The 23,446-nt window shown below is 52.9% G+C and carries 19 protein-coding genes; 14 read left to right on the plus strand and 5 right to left on the minus strand.

The genetic code is table 11. The features are described from left to right. The first annotated feature begins 182 nt into the window (after window positions 1-182). The 3 genes from BOW06_RS11355 to BOW06_RS11365 all read left to right on the plus strand — a co-directional run bounded on the left by BOW06_RS11355 (window position 183) and on the right by BOW06_RS11365 (window position 2,459). On the plus strand, window positions 183-764 hold the full coding sequence (locus BOW06_RS11355) for a BON domain-containing protein (protein WP_043116697.1): 582 nt from the start codon (window positions 183-185) through the stop codon (window positions 762-764). Beyond that, window positions 745-2,169, plus strand: coding sequence for an FAD-binding oxidoreductase (locus BOW06_RS11360; protein ID WP_078452608.1), 1,425 nt, complete (start codon window positions 745-747; stop codon window positions 2,167-2,169). Before BOW06_RS11355 ends, BOW06_RS11360 begins: the two co-directional genes overlap by 20 nt. A gap of 95 nt (window positions 2,170-2,264) precedes the next feature. Next, the gene (locus tag BOW06_RS11365) at window positions 2,265-2,459 is read left to right on the plus strand and encodes a hypothetical protein (RefSeq protein ID WP_043116016.1); all 195 of its coding nucleotides are present in this window, start codon (window positions 2,265-2,267) and stop codon (window positions 2,457-2,459) included. Between the two features lie 123 nt (window positions 2,460-2,582). On the opposite strand, the gene BOW06_RS11370 is transcribed toward BOW06_RS11365, so the two are convergent. Next, a complete protein-coding gene (locus BOW06_RS11370) occupies window positions 2,583-2,951 on the minus strand; it encodes a HesB/IscA family protein (RefSeq protein WP_043116018.1) in 369 nt (122 codons plus the stop codon). Window positions 2,952-3,103: 152 nt separating this feature from the next. Between BOW06_RS11370 and BOW06_RS11375 the strand changes: the two genes are divergently transcribed. Then, window positions 3,104-3,547: a DUF4426 domain-containing protein gene (locus tag BOW06_RS11375; RefSeq protein WP_179115171.1), complete on the plus strand. Its 444-nt coding sequence runs from the start codon at window positions 3,104-3,106 to the stop codon at window positions 3,545-3,547. Window positions 3,548-3,591: 44 nt separating this feature from the next. Here BOW06_RS11375 and BOW06_RS11380 read toward each other — a convergent pair whose 3' ends face one another. Genes BOW06_RS11380 through hemE form a run of 3 tightly spaced genes read right to left on the minus strand, consistent with a single transcriptional unit; the run spans window position 3,592 to window position 6,873 of the window. Further along, a complete protein-coding gene (locus BOW06_RS11380; protein WP_043116021.1) occupies window positions 3,592-4,266 on the minus strand; it encodes a sulfite exporter TauE/SafE family protein in 675 nt (224 codons plus the stop codon). Further along, the gene (locus BOW06_RS11385; RefSeq protein WP_078454770.1) at window positions 4,259-5,809 is read right to left on the minus strand and encodes an AmpG family muropeptide MFS transporter; all 1,551 of its coding nucleotides are present in this window, start codon (window positions 5,807-5,809) and stop codon (window positions 4,259-4,261) included. The genes BOW06_RS11380 and BOW06_RS11385 overlap by 8 nt, the downstream gene beginning before the upstream one ends. Then, entirely contained in the window at window positions 5,806-6,873 is a 1,068-nt protein-coding gene (gene hemE / locus BOW06_RS11390; protein ID WP_078452625.1) for a uroporphyrinogen decarboxylase, read from the minus strand. The genes BOW06_RS11385 and hemE overlap by 4 nt, the downstream gene beginning before the upstream one ends. 65 nt (window positions 6,874-6,938) lie before the next feature. On the opposite strand from hemE, the gene BOW06_RS11395 reads away from it, so the two are divergent. From BOW06_RS11395 to BOW06_RS11415, 5 genes are all read left to right on the plus strand, one after another. Continuing rightward, window positions 6,939-7,472, plus strand: coding sequence for a gamma carbonic anhydrase family protein (locus tag BOW06_RS11395; RefSeq protein WP_043116022.1), 534 nt, complete (start codon window positions 6,939-6,941; stop codon window positions 7,470-7,472). Then, a complete protein-coding gene (locus BOW06_RS11400; protein ID WP_052132021.1) occupies window positions 7,469-8,134 on the plus strand; it encodes an endonuclease I family protein in 666 nt (221 codons plus the stop codon). The genes BOW06_RS11395 and BOW06_RS11400 overlap by 4 nt, the downstream gene beginning before the upstream one ends. Before the next feature lie 83 nt (window positions 8,135-8,217). Then, entirely contained in the window at window positions 8,218-11,898 is a 3,681-nt protein-coding gene (gene metH / locus BOW06_RS11405; RefSeq protein WP_078454769.1) for a methionine synthase, read from the plus strand. A gap of 13 nt (window positions 11,899-11,911) precedes the next feature. Then, a complete protein-coding gene (locus tag BOW06_RS11410; protein ID WP_043116025.1) occupies window positions 11,912-12,853 on the plus strand; it encodes an AEC family transporter in 942 nt (313 codons plus the stop codon). Next, window positions 12,840-14,894 carry a tRNA(Met) cytidine acetyltransferase TmcA gene (locus BOW06_RS11415; protein ID WP_052132022.1) on the plus strand — a complete coding sequence of 685 codons (2,055 nt, stop codon included), beginning with the start codon at window positions 12,840-12,842 and terminating at the stop codon, window positions 14,892-14,894. Before BOW06_RS11410 ends, BOW06_RS11415 begins: the two co-directional genes overlap by 14 nt. A 34-nt stretch (window positions 14,895-14,928) precedes the next feature. Here BOW06_RS11415 and folE read toward each other — a convergent pair whose 3' ends face one another. After that, on the minus strand, window positions 14,929-15,483 hold the full coding sequence (gene folE, locus BOW06_RS11420; RefSeq protein ID WP_078452612.1) for a GTP cyclohydrolase I FolE: 555 nt from the start codon (window positions 15,481-15,483) through the stop codon (window positions 14,929-14,931). Window positions 15,484-15,637: 154 nt separating this feature from the next. Between folE and BOW06_RS11425 the strand changes: the two genes are divergently transcribed. From BOW06_RS11425 to BOW06_RS11445, 5 genes are all read left to right on the plus strand, one after another. Next, window positions 15,638-17,923, plus strand: coding sequence for an ATP-binding response regulator (locus BOW06_RS11425; protein ID WP_078454768.1), 2,286 nt, complete (start codon window positions 15,638-15,640; stop codon window positions 17,921-17,923). Window positions 17,924-17,928: 5 nt separating this feature from the next. Beyond that, a complete protein-coding gene (locus tag BOW06_RS11430) occupies window positions 17,929-18,762 on the plus strand; it encodes a response regulator (RefSeq protein WP_043116028.1) in 834 nt (277 codons plus the stop codon). A 16-nt stretch (window positions 18,763-18,778) separates the two neighbouring features. Beyond that, window positions 18,779-19,105: an ArsR/SmtB family transcription factor gene (locus BOW06_RS11435; protein ID WP_043116029.1), complete on the plus strand. Its 327-nt coding sequence runs from the start codon at window positions 18,779-18,781 to the stop codon at window positions 19,103-19,105. A 122-nt stretch (window positions 19,106-19,227) separates the two neighbouring features. Next, window positions 19,228-20,229 carry an efflux RND transporter periplasmic adaptor subunit gene (locus tag BOW06_RS11440; RefSeq protein WP_078454767.1) on the plus strand — a complete coding sequence of 334 codons (1,002 nt, stop codon included), beginning with the start codon at window positions 19,228-19,230 and terminating at the stop codon, window positions 20,227-20,229. Between the two features lie 4 nt (window positions 20,230-20,233). Further along, window positions 20,234-23,446, plus strand: a complete 3,213-nt coding sequence (locus BOW06_RS11445; protein ID WP_078462859.1) for an efflux RND transporter permease subunit — start codon at window positions 20,234-20,236, stop codon at window positions 23,444-23,446.

Raw genomic sequence — 23,446 nt, forward strand, 5'->3', positions numbered from 1 at the left:
TGCTCCTCTAACTTTGGTCGGTGAGAGAAGCTACCTATGCTACCGCAGCTTGCCCTCTAACCAACTCTGTTGAGTTGCACTTGGAAATTGAATTCACGGGATAAAAAACGCCTTTTATATTGTCTAACCCAGTCACAGACATATAATGGATAAAAACAGGATTATTAACCTTGGATACCTACATGACATACAAAATGATTCTTGCCGCTCTACTCTCAGCCACCATATTAACTGGCTGTACAACTGTGGCCGTTACGGGGGCTGTCGGCGGAGCTGCAACAATTCATGACAGGCGCACAACAGGTGCGGTAATGGACGACTCCCAGATTGAACTTGAAGCCATAGGCATCATGAACGACCATCCGGAAATTGATGAAGTCGCACAGATCTCACCCATCAGTCATAACAGGCGACTGCTGCTGATCGGCCAGGCCTCCAACATGGAAGCGGCCCGCCGCTATGCAAAGCTGGTCGCCGCGATTCCGAATGTACGTGCCGTTTTCAACGAAGTTGAGCAAGGCGCACATGCAAGCTTTGGTGACCGCACCTCGGATGCCTACATGACCACCAAGGTCAAACTCTCACTCACTGGCATGGATATCGAAGGCTTCGACATCACGCGCGTTAATGTCAGTACCTTCCTCGACCGTGTCTACCTAATGGGTCTCGTCACCAGGAGAGAAGCCGCAGCCGTTACCGACAGGGTACGTGGCATCAGCGGAGTCAAAAAGGTGATCGATATTTTTGAATACATCGACAGGTAATTCACCCTTGTCTCCGGATTTTCTCGAGCGCCTGTGCAAAATCGCTGGCGCTGACAATGTTCTTAGCGAAGCCGGGCAAACCTGGGCTTACGGATATGACAACAGCAGGCGCCAGGCTCAACCGGGTGCTGTTGTACATGTTCAAAACGCGGCTCAGATCGAGGAGATTGTCAGGCTCTGTCATGAAAGCGGGGTTTCGATCACGGCTCGCGGCAAAGGCACAGGCACCACCGGCGCTACCGTCCCCCTCGATCACGCCCTGGTCCTCAGCTTCGAACGCATGAACCGTATCATCGAGATCGACACCGCCAATCGCCTTGCTCGTGTCGAACCCGGGGTGACCAACGGCGAACTTCAGGCAGCACTGAAACCCCTCGGTTTTTTCTGGCCACCCGACCCCACCAGCGCAGCCGTATGCACCATCGGTGGCAACCTTGCATATAACTCTGCTGGCCCACGTGCGGTCAAGTACGGTACACCAAGGGAGAACAGCCTCGGGCTCAAGGCGGTATCCGGAAGCGGGGAGGTATTTGCAACCGGATGCAACACCACCAAGGGCGTGGTGGGCTACGACCTGACACGCTTGCTGATTGGCAGTGAAGGTACGCTGGCAATCATCACCGAGGCGACACTCAAGCTGACCCCGCTTCCCGAAGCAAAATGCACCATGCAGGCAACCTATCGAGATATAGAGTCAGCAGCCCAGGCAGTTGCCGCCATCATGGCTCAACCGGTCATCCCCTGTGCACTCGAATTCATGGATGGTACCGCTATAAAAATGGTGCGCGAGCATGCTGACCTCGGATTGGACGAGAGTGTCGGCGCACTCCTGATGATCGAAGTCGACGGAACTGAGAAGAGTATTGCCGAGGCTGCCGAAGCAGTCGCAACTGCTGCAAAATGCGGCAACTGCCTCTCTGTCGATATCGCCCAAACCGACGAGGAAGTGCAAAAACTGTGGAAGACACGCAAGGCGCTCTCCCCCGCTCTGCGCACAATTGCACCAAAGAAGATTAATGAAGATGTGGTTGTTCCAGTCTCATCGATTCCTCAACTCATCGCTGGACTGGAAAAGCTCTCTGCTAAACATGACATCATGATCGTGAACTTCGGCCACGCTGGCAATGGCAACATTCACGTCAACCTGCTGGTTAACCCGGACGATGAAGAGGAGATGAAGCGCGCCCACAAATGCCTGGATGCTGTATTCGACCTGGTGCTGTCTCTCGATGGTACATTATCCGGAGAACACGGCGTGGGGCTCGAAAAGCGTGACTTCATCGATAGGGAGATCGACCCGGTCGCACTGCGCCTGATGCATGACATCAAGAAGCAGTTCGATCCGGCCAATATTCTCAACCCCGGCAAGACCATTCCGCCACTTGAGTCAGATACAGGTAGTTAAAAACCCCTGTTTTTACACCTTGAAGTTAGCCGCTGGCAGTTCATACTTTGACTGACAGTAATACAAAACAGTAACAGACAACCAGAGGATGAGTTATGGCAACCTATGAATGTTCACAATGCGGCATGGCAGTCAATGCAACCTGTGCAAAATGCGATGCACCCCTCGTTAACGACACGCTCAAACTTGAAGACGGCAGTGAAGTGCAAGTATCCAAGTGCCCCAATGGCCACGGCATGATCAAATCCCCTCTCTGCTGTGGACAGGATATGACCTGCACAACCAGCTGAACTTAAGATTTGAAGCAACGCCGCTCCATGACATCCATGTCACCGCGGCATTCACTACGTCCTGTACATAAAAAAACCGCGTCATAAAGACGCGGTTTTTTTATTCTTTAGACTGACTCCGAATCAGGAACAGCCGCCACCAGCAGAACCACAGGTTCCACAACCAGCGCCGTCAACCGGCTTCAGGTTATTGAAGACAAAGCTGGCATCGCCGTTGCCACGATCGACAAAATCGATTTCAACGCCTTTCAGATACTCCATGGTGCCATCATCGACAATCACCTTGAATGTGTTACACGCCAAAACCATGTCGTTTGAATTCAACTGGTCAGTAAAGCTCATGCCAAAGCTGATGCCGCTACAGCCGCCAGGTGTTGCATAGACGCGAACGCCCTGAACATCATCTTCGATCTGGGTAAAAAGTTCAGCCATCTTGCCCTGTGCTGTTTCAGTCAGGCTCAGGTCGGTATCGGTTAACAGGTTTGTGCTCATCAATCTCGCTCCGGGGAGAATACTAATCCTATTATTATAGCAGTATCTGTCGATGAATGGCCTGCGTGAATTACTGCAGGAAAATATAGGTAATTTCGGTCTATAATGGTCGTGCATGTCAAAAAAATAAACAGACCCTTATGGAGAGAAACATGAAGAACGCCATCATCATGCTGAGCGCGGCACTGATTCTGCTGGTAGCACCGCTGGTTTCTGCTGAAAACAGCACAGAAATCAAAGGTTACGTAATACACCACAACGCTATTACCACAGACATACTGACGCCTGAAATCGCGCGTCACTACGGTATTATCCGCAGCCGCAATCGCGCCATGCTGAATGTCTCTGTGATGAGAAAGAAACAGGACGCACTGGATGAGGCAGTTCCGGCCGAGGTCAAGGCGTATACAACCAACCTCTACGGCCAGCAGAGGAAACTTGTTTTGAACATGGTCGAGGAAGGCAGCGCCATCTACTACATCGGTGACTTCCTGGTGCGTAACGGCGACCGCCTCAATTTTCATATCGACGTAAAACCTGAAGGCGAGAGGAATTATTCACCCGCCACTTTTACCCAGGAATTCTATACGGAGTAACTGCCAGCCGATCTCCCTGGTTCTCTGAATCACCCGGGCAGGGCCTAAAAAACGGCCCTGCTCAGGGTATAAACCCCGAAAGCAATCAACATCAAACCTGCAACTGTGCGCATACGCGGCTGTTGTACAAAGCTGACAAAGCGATTGGCGAACAAGCCGGTTGCCAGCAGGTTGGGTAGAGTCCCCACCCCAAAAGCGAGAAGCAGCAAGGCGCCATTGATCGCACTGCCGCTGGCCAGCGCCCAGATCAACATGCTGTAGACAAGTCCGCACGGAAGCCAGCCCCACAACATCCCCAGCAGCAAACCCTGCAACGGATTACGTACCGGAAGCAGACCCCTGCCAAGTGGTTCGATCAGCCGCCAGAAGTATCCGCCAACTATCTCGACATGACGCAACACCCTGCTCCAGCCGCCAATATAGAGCCCCAGCAGTAGCATCATTATGCCGGCAACGACTGCGAGAACAGACTGCATCAACTGCACCTGCTGTAGCGGCAATGAAAGTTGCCCGAGGGCACCGAACAGCCCCCCGGCAACTCCGTAGGAGAGCAGGCGCCCACTGTTGTAACTGAACAGCATTGGCAGCCTGGCCGCGGGTCTGGCGCCTGGTGACGCTATACTCAGGGCGCCAACAATACCGCCACACATACCGACACAGTGCACGCCACCGAGAAGCCCGGCACTAAATGCTCCAATCAGTGAGATTGCCTCATTCATTCGCCTGCTCTACCTCTGTATGACGGTTGGCGAGCCACACAAGGAGGAATACCGGCACACCAATCAGGGAGGCGCCAAGGAAGAATTGCTGATAGCCGATAGCATCAACAATCTGCCCCGAGTATCCACCCAGCAGTTTCGGAAACAGGGTCATCAGTGAACTGAATATCGCATACTGAATGGCAGTAAAAGAGAGACTTGTGAGACTCGACAGGTAAGCGATGAAAGCGGCACTTGCCAATCCGGCAGTCAGATTGTCCGCACCGATGACAACATAAAGCAGTGGCAAATTACCGGGCGCCTGTGCCAACAGGATAAACAACAGGTTGGTCACAACCGTGAGGACGGCACCAAGCATCAGCATGCGCATGACGCCGAATTTAAGTGTCAGAAAGCCGCCGAGGAACCCGCCAAGTATCGTCATCCAGATACCGAACACCTTGGTCACGGTGGCGATCTGCTGCTTGGAAAAACCCATATCCTGGTAGAAGACGTTGGATATAACACCAAGCACGATATCGGAAACACGGTAAAAACCGACCAGCAAGAGGATCAGCAGCGCAGCCTTGCCATAGCGATGAAAAAAGTCGGCAACCGGTGCGATATAGGTATCCCGCACCATTTCACGGCGTGCAACACCAATAACAACAACCAGCCAGGCAGCGCCCAGCGCCGCACCAAGAGAAACAGCCAGTCGCAAGGTCTCGCCTGCAAAGCCTGCCAGTGCCTTGTGTTGACCCTCGGCACCAGCCAGCGCTGCCTTGAGCCCGACTACCAGGTCACTCAGCAGCAGAAAACTGCCGATAAAGGTGCCTACAAAAATAATAAACAGCAACACGAAACGCAGGTAATCGCTGACATGATGAAAATAGGAGGATTCACCGCGTGCTACGGGCTCGCGAACCAGCAGCGTCGTCAGCACCCCGATACCCATAAAAGCTGCCATCGACAGGTAGGTCCATTTCCACGCGGAGTAGATGTAAACCTCCTTGGTGGTACCCAATCCTGCTGCTATATATAGCGCCACTGCACCGGCAACCAGCATGCCGATACGATATCCCGCGACATAGGTCGAAGCCATCAGCGCTTGCACATCCTTTTCCACCGCCTCGATACGATAGGCATCGATAACAATATCCTGGGATGCCGATGAAAAACCGAGCAACACTGCGGCAAAAGCCATCACCGAGAGGCCGGATTGGGTCGCAGGGTCACTGCTCGCCATCAGGATGATGGCAGTTATTACGGAGAACTGAGCCAGCAGCAGCCAACTGCGCCTTTGTCCGAGCAGCTTTGTCAGCGCCGGAATCGGCAGCTTATCGACCAGCGGTGCCCACACGAATTTGAAGGAGTAACCCAGTGCCGCCCAGCTGAAATAGGTGACGGCACCACGTTCGACACCGGCCTCACGCAGCCACAATGAGAGGGTGGAGAAAATCAGTAACAGCGGCAGACCGGAGGAGAAACCCAGGAACAGCATGGCGCTGACCTGTTTCCAGTTACTCCTCAGCAGATCCAGTCCGCCGCGTGTTGATGCAATCACTCAGTATGATACTGCTTGCTTAGTGAATGTACGGCCTCTACCAGTGCAGCAGCGTGCTCGGGTGGAATCGTCGGGTGAATGCCATGTCCCAGGTTGAAGACATGCCCGCTTCCCTTGCCATAGCTCTTCAGAACAGTCGCAACTTCTGCGCGAATTCGCTCAGGTGAGGAGTAGAGTACGCATGGATCGAGATTGCCCTGCAGGGCGACCTTATCGCCAACACGCTCGCGCGCATCATTGATATCAATTGTCCAGTCGAGACCCAGGGCATCAGCGCCTGATGCAGCCATATCCTCCAGCCACAGGGCACCGCCCTTGGTGAACATAATGACAGGCACTTTACGTCCATCATTCTCACGCTGGAGACCGTCGATAATCTGCGTCATGTAGTTGAGAGAGAACTCACGATAGTCACGCGGAGTCAGTACACCGCCCCAGGTATCGAACAGCATAACTGCCTGTGCTCCCGCGGCAATCTGGCCATTCAGGTAACTGGTTACCGATTGTGCCAACTTGTCGAGCAACAGATGCATGGTTTCAGGCTGCTCAAACATCATGCCCTTTGAGAGCGCGAAATTCTTGGTACTGCCACCCTCAACCATGTAGGTTGCCAGCGTCCATGGACTGCCGGAGAAGCCAATCAGCGGTACACGGCCATCGAGTTCACGCCGGATCACCCGCACTGCGTTCATAACGTAGTCGAGCTCATCTTCCGGATCGGGAATCGGCAGCGCTTCAACCTCAGCCTTAGTGCGCACCGGGCGTTCGAACAGCGGTCCCTCACCTTCACCAAAGTAGAGTCCCATGCCCATGGCATCGGGGATCGTCAAAATGTCGGAAAAGAGAATCGCTGCATCCAGCGGAAAGCGTTCGAGGGGCTGAATTGTCACTTCGCAAGCAAGTTCCGGATTCTTGCACAGCGACAGAAAGTCACCTGCCTTAGCGCGCGTTTTACGGTATTCCGGAAGATAGCGACCTGCCTGGCGCATCATCCAAACGGGGGTCATATCAACAGGTTCGCGCAGCAGCGCTCTCAGGAAGCGGTCATTTTTTAGTTCTGTCACTGGAAGATCAATCATTCATGGGTACAATGGAACGATTCTAACACGGACTGGCCAGGATTCAGCGCATGATTGAACCATTTGAGGGAGAGAATCCTGACATACAGGCTGACTGCTGGATTCATCCCAGTGCCGTCATCATCGGTGATGTCACTATCGGCAGCCAGTCAAATGTCTGGCCACTATGTGTCATACGTGGTGATGTCAATTCAATCAGCATTGGTGAACGGACCAATATCCAGGATGGCAGCGTACTGCACGTCACCTCGAAACGCGAGGATAATCCTGGTGCCGCTCTCGCTATTGGCGACGAGGTCACTGTTGGCCACAAGGTAATGCTACACGCCTGCACGATTGGCAATCACTGCCTCATCGGTATGGGCGCCATCATCATGGACAACACTGTTGTCGAGGATAATGTCATCGTCGGCGCAGGCAGCCTGGTTCCCGAAAAAAAGCGACTCGAAAGCAAGCATCTCTACATGGGCAGTCCGGTCAAAAAGATCCGCCCACTGACTGAACAGGAGCTTAGCTGGCTGAAACGCTCAGCAGCCCATTACGTCAAACTGGCAGCTCGCCACGAAAACCCGGCATCATCATGAAAAAAATTCTCTACGCATCACTCCTTCTCCTGACACTCAATGGCTGCAGTGAACTGGAACAGGTTCTCACTGAACTTGAACAGGCTATACCTGAAAACAGCAACAGTCAGAGTCTTACCTATCATGACATCCGACCGGTATTCTGGGGCCAAGTCTATAGCAATGGAGGCAACACGCTTTACTGCGAACAATCGTTCGGAAAACGACACGGCCGGAACATTAATATTGAGCACGTCTTCCCGATGAGCTGGGTCACCAAGTCGCTAAAATGCGGCACACGTAACCAGTGCCGAAACAGCAGCGACAGGTTCAATCGTATTGAAGCCGACTTGCATAACCTCTATCCGGCACTCGCAGAGATTAACGATCTCCGTGGCGCCATGTCCTTTGTCATCATCAAGGGTGAAAAGCGGGTGCGCAAAGGTTGCGATTTCGAGGTCGACAAACGCAGCTACAAGGCTGAACCCCGCCCTGAAGTGCGCGGTAATATCGCGCGTGCCATGCTCTACATGGCTGACAACTACAAGGAACTTAAACTCTTCAAAAGCCAGCGCAAACTGATGGAGAAGTGGCACCGGGAAGATCCGCCGGACAGCGAAGAAAAACGACGCAATCGCCTGATCGAGTCGATTCAGGGCAACCGCAATCCCTATATTGGCTAATTTCCTGCCTGCCAGGCAGGAATCAGCATCAATAACAGTTAAATCAGCTATAATTGCCGGCTATTTTCCCGATTGCTAGTCAGATGTCAGACAAAACCACTCTTATCAAAGAAGCCCTTTCGCAACGCATCCTGATTCTGGATGGTGCCATGGGCACCATGATCCAGCGCCACAAGCTGGAAGAAGCCGATTTTCGCGGCGAGCGTTTTGCCGACTGGCACTCAGACCTCAAGGGCAATAACGACCTGCTCGTACTGACCCAGCCGCACATCATCCGTGACATCCACGAAGCCTATCTCGAGGTAGGCGCCGATATCATCGAAACCAACAGTTTCAATGCCACGCGCACCTCGATGGCCGACTACCAGATGGAAGAGCTGGCCTACGAGATCAATCTCGAATCGGCAAAGCTGGCTCGTGAGGCAGCGGACAAATACTCTACCGATGACAAGCCACGCTTTGTCGCCGGCGGACTCGGTCCGACCAGCCGCACCCTGTCGATTTCACCAGATGTCAACGACCCGGGGTTTCGCAACGTCACCTTCAAAGAGCTGGTTGATGTCTATGTCGAGGCAGTGCGTGGACTAATTTCGGGCGGCGTCGACCTGATACTGATCGAGACCATTTTTGACACCCTTAATGCCAAGGCAGCCATTTTTGCCTGCCAGCAGGTTTTTGAAGAGGATGGTATCGAGTTGCCGGTCATGATCTCCGGCACCATCACCGATGCATCCGGCAGAACTCTCTCAGGCCAGACCACGGAAGCCTTCTACAACAGCCTGCGCCATGCAAATCCTCTGTCGATAGGACTCAATTGCGCGCTCGGTCCGGACCTGCTGCGCCAGTATGTCGAAGAGATGTCACGTGTTAGCGAGACCTGGGTCTCAGCCTATCCGAATGCCGGCCTGCCGAATGAATTTGGCGAGTATGACCTTGATCCTCAGTCAATGGCCGAACAGGTTGCAGAGTGGGCGCAATCCGGTTTCGTCAACATCGTTGGCGGTTGTTGTGGATCCAGTCCTGATCATATCAAGGCGATTGCAGATGCAGTCAACGGCCTGCCGCCGCGTAAACTGCCGGAAATTCCTGTCGAGTGCCGCCTCTCAGGTCTCGAACCACTCAACATCGGCAAAGAGTCGTTATTCGTCAATGTCGGTGAACGCGCCAATGTTACCGGCTCGGCAAAATTCAAGCGCCTCATCCTCAACGAGGAGTATGACGAGGCGCTCGACATCTGCCGTAGCCAGGTTGAGAACGGCGCACAAATCGTCGATGTCAACATGGATGAGGGCATGCTCGATGGCATAGCAGCAATGACCCGCTTCCTTAACCTGTGCGCAACCGAACCGGATATTGCCAAGGTACCCATGATGATCGACTCTTCCAAGTGGGAGATCATCGAGGCCGGTCTACAGTGTGTGCAAGGCAAGGCAGTTGTGAATTCCATCTCCATGAAGGAAGGAGAGGTCGCTTTTATAAAGCATGCAAAACTGTGTCGCCGCTATGGTGCTGCAATCATTGTCATGGCATTTGACGAGGAAGGCCAGGCCGACACACAAGAACGCAAGGTTGAGATCTGCGAACGAGCTTACAAACTGCTCACAGAGACAGTCGGCTTTCCGCCTGAAGATATCATCTTTGACCCCAACATCTTTGCCGTGGCAACCGGCATCGAGGAGCATGATAACTACGGCGTCGATTTCATCGAGGCAACACGCGAAATCAAGCAACGCCTGGCGCACACACTGGTTTCTGGTGGCGTTTCCAATGTCTCCTTCTCGTTTCGCGGTAACAACCCGGTACGCGAGGCGATTCATGCCGTCTTCCTCTACCATGCCATCAAGGCCGGTATGGATATGGGCATCGTCAATGCAGCCCAGCTTGCCGTCTATGATGAACTGCCTGCCGAATTGCGTGAAGCTGTCGAGGATGTGGTCCTCAACCGCTCATCCGATGCCGGTGAGAAGCTGGTCGAGATTGCACCAAACTACATCGACTCCGGTGACGAGCAGGAGAAGTCAGATCACGCCGAGTGGCGCGAATGGAACGTTGAGAAACGCCTTGAGCATGCGCTGGTCAAGGGTATTACAGAATTCATCGATGAAGATACCGAGGCGGCACGCCTCAAACTGGGCAAGCCTCTGCTGGTTATCGAGGGCCCGTTGATGAACGGCATGAATATTGTCGGCGACCTGTTCGGCGCAGGCAAGATGTTTCTGCCACAGGTGGTCAAGTCTGCACGCGTGATGAAAAAATCGGTGGCTTACCTGGAGCCTTTCCTCGAGGCGGAAAAGGCTGATTGTGCCCCGCAAGCCAAGGGCAAAATTCTTATGGCGACGGTAAAGGGTGATGTCCATGACATTGGCAAGAACATCGTCGGCGTGGTGCTGCAGTGTAACAACTACGAAGTCATCGATCTCGGTGTCATGGTGTCAGCAGAAACCATCCTGCAAACCGCCCGTGATGAGAATGTCGATATTATCGGTCTTTCAGGTCTGATTACACCGTCGCTTGACGAGATGGTGCATGTCGCCAATGAAATGACACGCCAGAGCTTCAACATACCCCTGATGATCGGTGGAGCGACCACCTCGATGGCACACACCGCTGTCAAGATCGAACCAAAATATGCACATGGCGCTGTTTATGTAGCTGATGCTTCGCGTGCTGTCGGTGTTGCATCACAACTGCTTTCCAGTGATCAAAAAGCTGCTTTTCTTGCCGATACGAAAGATGAGTACGAAGCTGTGCGCCAGCGTCGTGCCAGCAAGGAGAACAAGCAACAACTGCTGCCTTTCAAGCAGGCACAACAGAATCCCACCCCGATCGACTGGGAGAGTTATACACCTGTCCAGCCAAACAATACGGGCATCACTGTACTGGATGATATTCCAATCAGTGAACTGGTCGATACCATCGACTGGACCTTCTTCTTCCATGCGTGGCAGCTCAAAGGGCGTTATCCAAAAATCCTTGATGATGCCGAGAAAGGAGAAGAGGCACGCAAGCTGTTTGCCGATGCACAGAAGATGCTGCAACAGATTATTGATGAGGAGTGGCTCTCGGCAAAAGCAGTTGTCGGACTCTTCCCTGCCAACAGCCATGGGGACGACATCACCCTCGAACTGCCTGACGGCAGCCACAAGCAACTGCACTTCCTGCGTAAACAGGGCAAGCAGCCGGCTGGTCATTACAATGAGTCGCTCGCCGATTACATCGCTCCCGAATCATCCGGAAAGCAGGATTATCTGGGTGGTTTCGCCTGCACAGCCGGCATAGGTATCGATGAAAAGGTCAGGGAGTTCGACAAGGATCACGACGACTATAGCTCGCTGATGCTCAAGGCACTTGCTGACCGCCTCGCAGAATCTCTTGCCGAGTGGCTGCATCACAAGGTACGTACCGAGTTGTGGGGATACGCAAAAGATGAGTCCCTTAGTAATGATGACCTGATTGCCGAGAGGTACCAGGGCATACGCCCCGCAATCGGTTACCCTGCTTCACCGGACCACACAGAGAAAGATATCCTGTGGGAGATTCTCGATGCAGAAGCCAATACCGGTATCTGGCTGACTGAATCGAAGGCGATGGTACCCACTGCAGCTGTCAGCGGTCTCTATTTTGCACATCCACAGGCACGTTATTTTGCCGTTGGTAAACTCAATCATGATCAGGTTGCAGATTATTCGGAACGCAAACAGATGGAATTGAAAAGCATGGAACGCTGGCTTGCCCCTAATCTCGCCTACGATCCTGACGCTTAACCCGGTCTGATCGATGGAAGTCCTGTCGCTGTCACTGCCCTTCTTCGGACTCATACTCCTCGGCTGGGCATCGGCAAAGGCAACCTCCTACGGCGAGGAAGGGCTCAAGTGGATGAGCTTTTTCATCATCTATATCGCGCTGCCTGCACTCTTCTTCCAGCTCATCCGCAAAACACCACTTGAGGAACTGGCGAATCCCGGATTCATCATCGGCACCAGCGGCAGTACCCTGGCTATTTTTTTGCTCGCTTACCTGTTTGGGCGCTATTTCAGTCGCAATAACAATACCGAAAGCACCATGCAGGCGGTTGCAGGCAGCTATTCCAACATCGGATATATGGGACCGGGCCTGACCCTCGCCGCATTCGGCGAGGCTGCCGTGGTACCAACTGCCCTGGTCTTCTGTTTCGATAACGCCCTGTTGTTCACCCTGACACCATTGTTTGTCGAACTCGGAAAACAGAGTGAACATCACATCGGAGCAGTGCTCCTGCAGGCCACTAAAAAAGTTCTACTGCATCCTTTCATCATGGCAACAATTGCCGGTGTACTGGCGTCGGCTATTAACTTCGAGCCACCGCAGTTTATCGAGAATATCCTCAACCTTCTCAAGGGCGCAGCAGCACCATGCGCCCTGTTTGTTCTTGGCGTCGTCATCGCCGGGCGCAAGGCACACCTCAACAGCATTGATATTCCGGTGACTCTGCTGATCAAGCTGATACTGCATCCCCTGCTGGTTTACATACTATTAACCTGGATAGGTGATATACCTCCCATTTGGCTCTATACCGGTGTTCTGATGTCCGCCTTGCCGCCAGCGCTGAATGTATTCATTCTTGCGCAGCAATACGATGCCTTCATTGAGCAGGCATCATCAATCGTGCTGATCGGCACCATCATTGCTGTATTCACTGTCACTGCCCTGCTCTATGCTATTCAATATGGCTGGATCTGACCGCACACTTCACCTGGTTAGCGGCGACATGGCATGGTGCCATGCGCAAGCCGGGAATATTCTGGATGATCTCGATCAGCACAGGGTGCTCCTGCTATCGAACAGCCTTGACGGTCTTGCTACCAGTCACTACAGGCAGATTCTGGGGAAAGAGTTTGATTGCATTATCTATGACTGCTTCAGCGGGCTCGATGCAGATGCGCTAGGTTCAGTCTGCGGCACTGTTCGAGGTGGCGGTGCACTGATTCTGCTGACACCGCCCCTGACTGACTGGAGCAACTTCAAGGATCCTGACTACAGGCGCCACGGTTATACCGATAATGAAAAACCACAAGGCCTGTTCATTCAACGCCTGGTACATCTGCTGTTGAACTCCGATGCTGCCACCAGTCATAAGCAAAAAGAGAACAAGCAGGTCAATATCAGCCTGAAACCGGTAACAGCAACCGCAGCAACTGACGACCAGTTGCATACCATCGAGGCAATTGAGCGTGTGGCACTGGGTCATGCAAAGCGCCCACTGGTAATCAAGGCAGATCGTGGTCGCGGCAAAAGTGCCGCCATTGGAATTGCTGCTGCCAAGCTGCTTGAAAAAGACAAGCGCAACATCCTGGTTACTGCACCGTCATTTGCAGCCGTGGAAACTTTGTTCCGGCATGCGGCAGACAATCTGCCCGGCTTTGCCATGCAGCAGCAGGCATTGACCCATGCAGACGGGCGAAGACTGGCTTTCATTGCGCCGGACAAACTGGTTCATGACAAGCCGGCATGCGACCTCTTATGTGTCGATGAGGCTGCAGCAATACCGGCACAACTGCTCGAGGCGATGCTCAAACAGCAAAACCGCATCCTTTTCTCGACAACCGTACACGGCTACGAAGGTTCCGGTCGCGGTTTTGAAATCCGCTTCAGCAAGGTACTCGAGAGACTTACCCCACAGTGGAAAACAACAAGTCTGAAAGCACCAATCCGCTGGCGTGATGGGGATGCACTGGAAGCACTGCTCAATGACCTGCTGCTGTTCGATGCAGACCAAACAGCATTCGATACAGACATGCTCGACTCTTCCGACCTGGTCATCAGCTGTGTCACTCAGCAGGAACTATTCAAAGATGAGGCTGCACTGCGTGCCTTCTTCGGCCTCCTGGTCACGGCACATTACCGCACCCGCCCCTTCGACTTGCGCCACCTGCTTGATGGCAAACAACTACGCTTGTGGAGAGCTACAATCAACAACCGACTGGTCGGTGCTCTTGTGTGTGTTGAAGAGGGAAATATCGACGAACAACTCGCTCAAGGAATTCGCAGCGGCAAGCGCAGACCAAAAAACCAGCTGGTTCCGCAGACTTTGCAACAGCATCTTGGCGTGGACCAGGCACTGGAGACCAGCTATCTGCGCATCATGCGCATCGCTGTCGCCCCCGGACTGCAACGCAAAGGTATCGGCAGACGACTTCTGCAAACAGCAGCTACAGATTACAGTCAATCAACAGACCTGCTCGCCACCTCGTTCGGAGCAACTGCTGAGCTACTCGATTTCTGGCGCACAACAGGTTTCACACCAGTGCGCATCGGACTCACGCGGGATGCATCAAGCGGTTGCCATTCAGTGCTGATGCTCGCGCCACTCTCAGGTAATGGTGAAATGCTGATGCAAAACTGCCAGGAACGTTACCTTGAAACACTTCCGTACCTGCTGCGTGGAGGCTTAAGTGATCTCGAAACGAATATTATCCAAAGAGCATTTCCACACACCTCGGATGCGCTTACAAAAGAGAGCAGGAGCAGGCTTGAGCTATTCAGTACACATGCCCTGTCACTCGATGCTGTGCTGCCAGACCTGCACCAGTTAACCCGACTGCTTCTGTCCGGAGAGAGACACATCGATATCAAGCCGGAACACCTTGCCTGCCTTGTGAGTTATTCACTGCAGGAAATCGACAGCAAAGATGTTGCGACCAGGCTGGAAATAGCAGGGAAATCGGCTGCCGAAAAACTATTGCGTGACGCAACGACGGAAGGATTGCAGCGACTGCAATAACGCACCAAAACCTGGAAGCCTCTGACCCACCCCCTTACTTGATAAGGTTGAGATATTCCATACGAGTCGCCTGCGACTTGCGAAATGCTCCCAGCATCACCGAGGTCTTCATTACAGAATTCTGTTTCTCGACACCACGCATCTTCATACACAGGTGCTCAGCTTCAATAGTTACCGCCACACCTGCAGGATTAATCGCCTGCTCAATCGCGTCGGCAATCTGTATGGTCATATTTTCCTGGATCTGCAAGCGACGCGCATACATATCGACGATACGGGCGATCTTGGACAGGCCGATCACCTTGCCCTGCGGCAGGTAGGCAATATGTGCCTTGCCGATAAAAGGCAGCATATGGTGTTCGCACAGGGAGTAGAGCTCGATATCCTTGACGATAATCATGTCGTCGGCATCGCTGTCAAAGATCGCCTCGTTGACGACATCATCAAGAGACTGGCTGTAACCGCGGCACAGGAACTGCATGGCCTGCGCGGCACGTTCAGGGGTTCTTATCAGCCCATCGCGCTCGAGGTTCTCACCAACATTCTCAATAATGCCGGCATAATGGTCTGTCAGTTTATCCAGGGACATATTGGCTCCGTGCAATTGGATGAAGGACAAATTCTGCCCTATAGGCATTGATTGTATGCGACTGCACCCCGCACTCAAAGCCCGGAAAAATTCTGGAAATAGTGTTTCTGCGTTATCCTATAGGAATGTTTAGCAATTCGACTCCTAAGACAGCGTGAGATTACGCACCGTCATCCTGCTGACGCTACTGCTGTTCGCGGTCGTCCCGACACTGCTGTTTGTCGCTTTCAGCTTCCCGTTGATGTTTGACCGGATGCAGAGTGTTTATCACCAGGCGCACCTGCAGACGCTGCGTGCCGACTTTCGTGATCTCGATGAGCACCTTGCCGGACGCCGTGAAATGACTCGCGTCCTTGCAAAGTTGCCGGAACCAGGTGTCGTGATCGGTGCCAACTCGACAGACCAGGCTCGCATTAATGACAGCCGCCAGCGCTACACCGGCTGGGTTAACGCGGTTTTCGGTGAGCAGCTTGACGTGGTTGGTATCTCCTTCATCGACCGAGATGAGAAGAAAAGCTTCTGGCTCTCGCGTGAAACAAGCACCTCTCCATTTTCGCAGACCCAGGTACAACCCGATCAACCTGACAGCCGCCTGTTACAGGATGCAATGGAAGCGGGCCGATCAAGAGTACTGGTTTCACCTGTCTATACCAGTGATGATGAGCAAGGACGTCCACATCCACGCATGCACCTGGTTGCACCGATTCATGCCAATGATGAGAAAGCTGTTGCGCTTGTCATTACCACCATTGATATCGGCGGTCTTGCCAACGCCTATCGCAGCACCCTGTGGGTCGATGTAAAAGGGCGCTATATCGGCGCAACCGAGCAGGCCGGCAACAATGCCTTCGATGATTATGTCGGACTCGAAACACTGCTCACAGGCAATCGAATCAGTTTGTGGCAAGACCCGGACAAGGGACAGATCATCTGGATACCCATGTTCCGCTCCGCAGACGGTGAACCTTTGTGGGTTGGTCGCGTTGTCGGCCAATCACCGTTCACCGACCTGCTGCAAAACCTGCTGGTGCGTGGACTATTGATCAACCTTCCTGTTCTGATCGGCATCTGGTTTGTTGCACGCCGGGTCACCCGCAGCATCGATAGCATCGGTAACAGCCTGGGTCAGGGTGTACAGCGCATCGTCTCGGACAATAGCGAGGTTAACTTTAACTGGAAACGACCGATCGAGTTGAAGGAGGTTGGTGAAAACCTCAGTCGCTTGTCGGTAACCCATGCGCGCAACCAGCGTAATCTAGTCTCTCACACGCAGGAACTGGAAGAGAGCAACCGTTTCAAGTCAGAGTTTCTTGCCAATGTTTCGCATGAACTGAAGACCCCGCTCAATTCGATCCTTGTTCTGTCGAAACTACTCAAGGAGAGTGAAGAGCTGGATAGCCAGAAGCGTGAGCAGGCCGCGGTCATCAATACTGCAGGACGTGATCTCTACCGTCTCATCGAGAACATCCTCGAATTGAGCCTGCTCGAACGCATGGAGCAATCGCCCTCTCTCGAAGAGACGGATCTCAAGCAACTCATTCTAGACACGGTCGAGTTGATGCGTCCTCAGTATGAGGAGAAATCCCTCACACTGGAGACCCGCTTTGATATCGCCTCTGTGCCGATGATTGTCACCGACAACAACAAGCTCAAGCAGATTCTACGCAACCTGCTCGCCAATGCGCTCAAATTCACCGAGCAGGGCGGCGTCACCATCAGTGTCAACATCGATTACTCGGAAGTGTCTCACTCCCAGCCGGTTCATATCTCGGTACAGGATACCGGCATGGGCATTCCTGCAGAGGAGCAGAAACGCATTTTTGAAGCCTTTCGCCAGGCTGACGGCTCCATCCGGCGACGCTTCGGCGGTACTGGTCTGGGCCTCAACATAAGCCAACGCCTTGCCCATATGATCGGGGGGAAAATCAGTCTCGACAGTAAACCTGGCGAAGGTGCCCGTTTTACAATCTCCCTGCCGCTGGAGTACAGCCCCCTGATCGCACCTGACGAGGAAACAACACCTGCGGTGGAGGAACAGGCGCCTGCAGTAGTCACAGAAAAGATGCCTGATTACCAGGGAAAACATGTACTCATCATTGATGATGACGTCGACAACCTGCTGCAACTCTCGCGCATTCTTTCGCAGTGGAACATCGAGGCAATCATCGCTTCTGATGATGAGGAGATACGGGAAGCCCTTGTCGAAAACCCGGATTGCCTGCTGACATTGGTCAACCTCAAACTTTGTGAATCGAACAAGTGTGATAGCATTCATCTGATCGAGGAACAATCGTATCAGTGCACCCTGGTCGCAATCGGTGATGAAGAACACATAGATATGTCGAGCAAGCGCTTTGAACATGTTCTGACACCGCCTTTCGACGCAGAAAAACTGAAAGAGCTGATCGATCACAAATTGCAATCAATGAAGACTGATTAACAGGTATGCCAGACCACAGTAACTTTACACTCCTGATTGTCGATGACAATGCCGCCAATCTCTACAGCCTGCGTTCCCTGATCTCAAGCCATCTGCACGCCGCTGTTATCGAGGCGGATTCGGGCAAACAGGCAATTGAAATTGCATCCGAACGGGATGATATTGACCTGATTGTTCTGGACATCCAGATGCCGGAAATGGATGGTTTTGAAGCAGCAACACTGCTCAAGATGCGCAAAAAAACGCGCGACATCCCGATTATCTTTCTGACGGCGGCTTTCAAAACCGAGGAGTTCCAGCAACGCGGCTATGATCTTGGCGCGGCCGACTACCTGCTCAAACCGATTGACGACAATCAGTTGATCAACAAGCTCAGCACCTATTTTCGCCTGATCGAAAAAGAGCGCAATCTGAATCGCGTACTTGAACAGAAAGTCGCTGAGCGTACCGAACAGCTTCACCTGGCCAATCAGCACCTTGAAAAAATCCTCAATACCATGGGCGAGGCACTACTGGTGCTCAACAGGGAGGGGGTCGTCACTCGCACGAACCCGGCCGCCCTTGAGATGCTCGGGTATAATGAAGATGAACTGATCGGCATGTCGATCGGTGATATTTTTGAAGAAGAGAGCGATGAACAGGCCAAGGCGTTCTTGGGCACCTGGCTGGAGGCATTGATTCGCACCGGTGCACTCAGTGCGATTGAGGCCGCTTTCATCACCAGCACTGAAAAACGTATCCCAATCCTTTTTTCACGCACCGCTATCAATGATAATGCCGGTGAGGTTGAAGAAATAATCTGTATAGCCAAGAATATGAGTGGCTACCACAAGCTGTAAACAGCAGGAAATAAGCATGAGTGACACAGACAATACCGACACTCCGGTCAATGAAGATGCAACCCTGACCGCCAATGCACTCAAGGCAATGGCACACCCCCTGCGCTGGCGCATTCTCTGCACGCTTGGGGACCAGGAACTCTCTGTCGGCGAGATCGTAGAACAAATCGGCACATCCCAGAGCAATATCTCCCAGCACCTTGACCAGTTGCGCAACAAGCACATCCTGGTCTCGCGCAAGGAGGCCAACAGAATCTACTACCGTATTCGTAACGAGCAGCTTCTGGAACTGATCGGCACCATGCGCAATGTGCTTTGCCCGACAAATCTGAGTGACATCTAAGGATAATAAACCACATTTATTACAGGGGTATTGACATCCGCTTCATTAAAGCTTCTTATTGATCTATAGATTAATTTCTACTATATTAGATTTTTCTAATATATATGGTCCGGAGCTCACTGATGAACAAGGTAATACTGGCTGTTACCCTATTGCTGACATCCATGGTACAGGCTGCAGAGCCGAATGCAGGTTCTGCATCGCTGGAGCTTGCCAGTGCTACGCTGGAGAGCATGCCAAATCACCAGTACCTGGATGGCACGGTAGAAGCCGTCAACAGGTCAACTGTCTCGGCGCAAACCAGCGGACAGGTTAAAGAGATTCTTGTCGACGTCGATGACTTTGTCAGCAAGGATCAGGTCATTGTTCGCCTGCATGACACCCCCCAGCGTACCGCTCTCGAACAGGCAGAAGCACAGTTCAAACAAGCCAATTCAGATCATGAACGTATTGCCAGCATTTTCAAGAAAGGCGTTGCTACTGAAGCTGAAATGGAAAAGGCAGAGACGGCACTGACCAGTACAAGGGCAGCTCTCGAAAGCGCCCAGGAGCAACTCAACTACACGGTAATCAAGGCGCCCTACACAGGCATTGTCATGCAGCGGCATGTAGAACCTGGCGAAACAGCCAGCCAGGGAACACCACTGATGACCGGTGTCTCGCTGGAAAAACTGCGTGTCAGCGTGGATGTACCCCAGACTCTCATCAACAAGGTGCGTGAATTTGACACTGCCTTTATCCTCTCCGGTGAGGAGCCGCCCATTCCCGTTACAAAAATCACGGTATATCCCTTTGCAGACTCGACCTCAGGTACCTTCGAGGTGCGGCTCGAGCTGCCGGAAACAAAACAGCAACTCTACCCGGGTATGTTCGTCAAAACAGCATTCCTGACCGGTCAGCGCGAATTTCTGACCGTACCCACTTCAAGCATTGTCTACCGCTCAGAAGTAACAGGCATCTACGTCGTCAAGGAGTCTGGCGCTGTCTCCCTGAGGCACATCCGTGTCGGCAATCATTTTGGACAACGCACCGCGATTCTCGCTGGCCTCGAACCGGGTGAGCAGGTTGCCCTGGACCCTGTAGCTGCTGGCATCATGGCACGCCAGGCAGCGGGAAAAGAGTAATAGCATGAGTCAGAATCTAGGCATATCGGGCAAGACTGCAAAACGCTTTCTGACCACCGAAATCACTCCGCTGCTGGCACTGCTTGGCATTCTTCTTGGCCTGTTTGCGATCGCCGTAACACCGCGTGAGGAAGAGCCGCAAATCAATGTCACCTTTGCGAATATATTCATTCCCTTTCCCGGCGCCACTGCTGTCGAAATTGAACAACTGGTTATGACGCCTGCAGAACAGGTTCTCTCTGAAATCGAGGGAATCGAGCATGTCTATTCGACCTCTCGCCCCGGCATGGCAATGATCACCGTACAGTACCGGGTTGGCGAGGATCGTACCCAGGCGATTGTACGTCTCTACAACAAGGTTTTCTCAAACCAGGACTGGTTACCAAAAAATCTTGGTGTTGGCACCCCCATCATCAAGCCCAAGGGTATAGATGATGTTCCCATCGTCACTGCAACCCTCTGGTCAAGCAACCCGTCAGTTGGTGCATATGAACTCGGCCAGGTTGCGCACACCATAGAGGCAGAACTGAAACGCGTACCTGGTACACGTGACATCTACACAATTGGGGAACCGGAGCGCACGGTCAAGGTCACACTCAATCCGCAATCCCTGTCTGGTTACGGAATTGACCTCGACGATCTGCGCAATAGCCTGCGAGCCGCCAATTCCACGGCCGACGGCATCAGCGTCACCAGCGCAAACAGAGAGCTGTTAATTCAGGCTGGCACCTTTCTCACATCAGCATCTGAACTCGGTGGGCTGGTCATCGGTATGCATGACGGGAAACCAGTTCACCTGCAGGATATTGCAACCATCAGCGAAGGACCGGATCATCCGCAGCAGTATGTGTGGATCGGTGCAGGTCCGCAGGCAGCCTCTAACGGCCTTGACCTCAGTGGTACGCAACCGGCTGTGACAATTGCGGTGGCGAAGAAACCGGGTACCAACGCTGTGAATATTGCCAAACGAGTCATAGACCGCTTCGAAGACATGAAGGGAATCTTTATTCCTGAAGGCGTCGAGGTAACTATCACACGCAACTACGGTGAGACAGCTGATCACAAGGCACGCAAACTGATTACCAAGCTGATTTTTGCAACCCTGTCGGTCATCGGCCTGATTGTTATTGCGCTTGGCTGGCGCGAGGCACTGATTGTCGGCGGGGCAGTTGCCATTACCCTGCTGATCACCCTGTTCGCCTCATGGGCGTGGGGCTTCACCCTCAACAGGGTTTCACTCTTCGCGCTTATTTTCTCAATCGGTATTCTTGTCGATGATGCCATCGTGGTTGTAGAGAATATCCACCGCCACCTGGCGATGGGAGCAGAGAACCTTCTGGAGGCTATACCCAAGGCTGTCGATGAAGTGGGTGGGCCCACCATACTGGCTACCTTCACGGTAATCGCCGCACTGCTGCCAATGGCTTTTGTCAGTGGGCTCATGGGCCCCTACATGTCGCCGATTCCGATTAATGCCTCGATGGGCATGCTGATCTCGTTGGCCGTCGCTTTTATTATTACGCCATGGTCTGTTAACAAGGTTCTGGGTAACAGTCATCACGCTCATGCTGTTGCCGACGAGTCACAGGAACACAAGCTGACGCCCTTCTTTGCACGAATCATGTCACCTTTTCTGGATGACTCCCGCGGTCGTGCAAACCGCTGGAAACTGCTGATAGCCATCCTGCTGTTGATCGCAGCTTCTGTCTCGCTGGGCTTCTTCAAGCTCGTCGTACTGAAAATGCTGCCATTCGACAACAAGTCCGAGTTCCAGGTTGTTCTCGACATGCCGGAGGGAACTGCACTTGAACAGACCACGCGCGTTCTCAGCGAAATAGGCGACTTTATCGCTACCGTACCAGAGGTAACTAACTACCAGGTCTATGCGGGTACTGCGTCACCGATCGGTTTCAATGGACTGGTGCGCCAGTATTATCTCAGGGAGGGTGCCCACCTTGGTGACATCCAGGTCAACCTGGTCGACAAGAGTGAACGCGATCGTAAAAGCCACGAGATCGCCCGCTCGGTTCGCGAGCCTGTACAGGCTATCGCACGTCAATTTAACGGTAATGCGAAAATTGTCGAGGTACCACCCGGGCCACCGGTGATGTCACCATTGGTTGCCGAAATTTACGGTGTCGATTATGCCGGTCAGATCAGGACCGCCAAGGATGTACGCACTCATTTTGAGTCAACTGCAGATATTGTCGATGTCGACGATATGATTGAGACACCGTCTGAAAAACGCATCATTATTATCGATCGCGCCAAGGCTGCTCGCCTCGGCATTGCACAGAGCAGTGTCGCGGCAGCGCTTGCCACCGTACTTGATGGTGAAGACGTGACTTATATGCACGGCGCCAACCTCAAGTACTCTGTACCTATCCGGCTCGAGTACAGCGAGGCTGACAAGGCGAATCTTGATGAGGTGATGTCGTTGAAAGTCCGCAGCCAGAGTGGCGCCCTGGTGCCCATTTCCGAGATCACCACGGTTGTCAGTGGCGCACGCGAGTTCACCATCTACCATAAGGACCTGCTGCCGGTCGTCTATGTTACCGGTGATATGGCGGGTGATTTAGACAGCCCGCTATACGGCCTGTTTGATATTGCTGGAAAAATTGATGAGCATGACGAATTTGAACAGTGGTACCTGACGCAGCCTGACAATCCCTATAACTACAGCCTCAAGTGGGATGGGGAATGGCAGGTCACCTATGAGACTTTCCGCGACATGGGCGCTGCCTATGCTGTTGGCCTGGTTCTGATTTACCTGCTGGTGGTCGCACAGTTCCGTTCCTACCTTGTGCCACTGGTCATCATGGCGCCGATACCTCTGACCATTATCGGCATCATGCCGGGTCACGTGATAGCACAGGCACAGTTTACTGCGACCTCTATGATCGGCATGATCGCTTTGGCCGGTATCATCGTGCGCAACTCGATACTGCTGGTTGACTTTATCAATCAGCAGGTCCGGGAAGGTGAGGATTTCAGGAAAGCCGTGATTAACGCAGCTGCGGTACGTACACAACCTATCGTACTGACTGCAGTTGCAGCGATGGCAGGTGGCTTCTTTATTCTGGACGACCCGATTTTCTCTGGTCTTGCCGTGTCGCTGATCTTCGGCCTGCTGGCCTCGACCATACTCACGCTAGTGGTGATACCGGTCGTCTACTTCGCAGCGATGCAGAACAAGTTGCAGCGTCTGCGCGCCTGA

Source organism: Solemya velum gill symbiont, assembly GCF_002020255.1.
Lineage (GTDB): Bacteria > Pseudomonadota > Gammaproteobacteria > Chromatiales > Chromatiaceae.

Coding starts and splice junctions, on each gene's coding strand:
- BOW06_RS11355 (WP_043116697.1), top strand. CDS start 183: ATGACATACAAAATGATTCTTGCCGCTCTACTCTCAGCCACCATATTA.
- BOW06_RS11365 (WP_043116016.1), top strand. CDS start 2,265: ATGGCAACCTATGAATGTTCACAATGCGGCATGGCAGTCAATGCAACC.
- BOW06_RS11370 (WP_043116018.1), bottom strand. CDS start 2,951: ATGAGCACAAACCTGTTAACCGATACCGACCTGAGCCTGACTGAAACA.
- BOW06_RS11375 (WP_179115171.1), top strand. CDS start 3,104: ATGAAGAACGCCATCATCATGCTGAGCGCGGCACTGATTCTGCTGGTA.
- BOW06_RS11380 (WP_043116021.1), bottom strand. CDS start 4,266: ATGAATGAGGCAATCTCACTGATTGGAGCATTTAGTGCCGGGCTTCTC.
- BOW06_RS11395 (WP_043116022.1), top strand. CDS start 6,939: ATGATTGAACCATTTGAGGGAGAGAATCCTGACATACAGGCTGACTGC.
- BOW06_RS11400 (WP_052132021.1), top strand. CDS start 7,469: ATGAAAAAAATTCTCTACGCATCACTCCTTCTCCTGACACTCAATGGC.
- metH (WP_078454769.1), top strand. CDS start 8,218: ATGTCAGACAAAACCACTCTTATCAAAGAAGCCCTTTCGCAACGCATC.
- BOW06_RS11410 (WP_043116025.1), top strand. CDS start 11,912: ATGGAAGTCCTGTCGCTGTCACTGCCCTTCTTCGGACTCATACTCCTC.
- BOW06_RS11415 (WP_052132022.1), top strand. CDS start 12,840: ATGGCTGGATCTGACCGCACACTTCACCTGGTTAGCGGCGACATGGCA.
- folE (WP_078452612.1), bottom strand. CDS start 15,483: ATGTCCCTGGATAAACTGACAGACCATTATGCCGGCATTATTGAGAAT.
- BOW06_RS11430 (WP_043116028.1), top strand. CDS start 17,929: ATGCCAGACCACAGTAACTTTACACTCCTGATTGTCGATGACAATGCC.
- BOW06_RS11435 (WP_043116029.1), top strand. CDS start 18,779: ATGAGTGACACAGACAATACCGACACTCCGGTCAATGAAGATGCAACC.
- BOW06_RS11440 (WP_078454767.1), top strand. CDS start 19,228: ATGAACAAGGTAATACTGGCTGTTACCCTATTGCTGACATCCATGGTA.
- BOW06_RS11445 (WP_078462859.1), top strand. CDS start 20,234: ATGAGTCAGAATCTAGGCATATCGGGCAAGACTGCAAAACGCTTTCTG.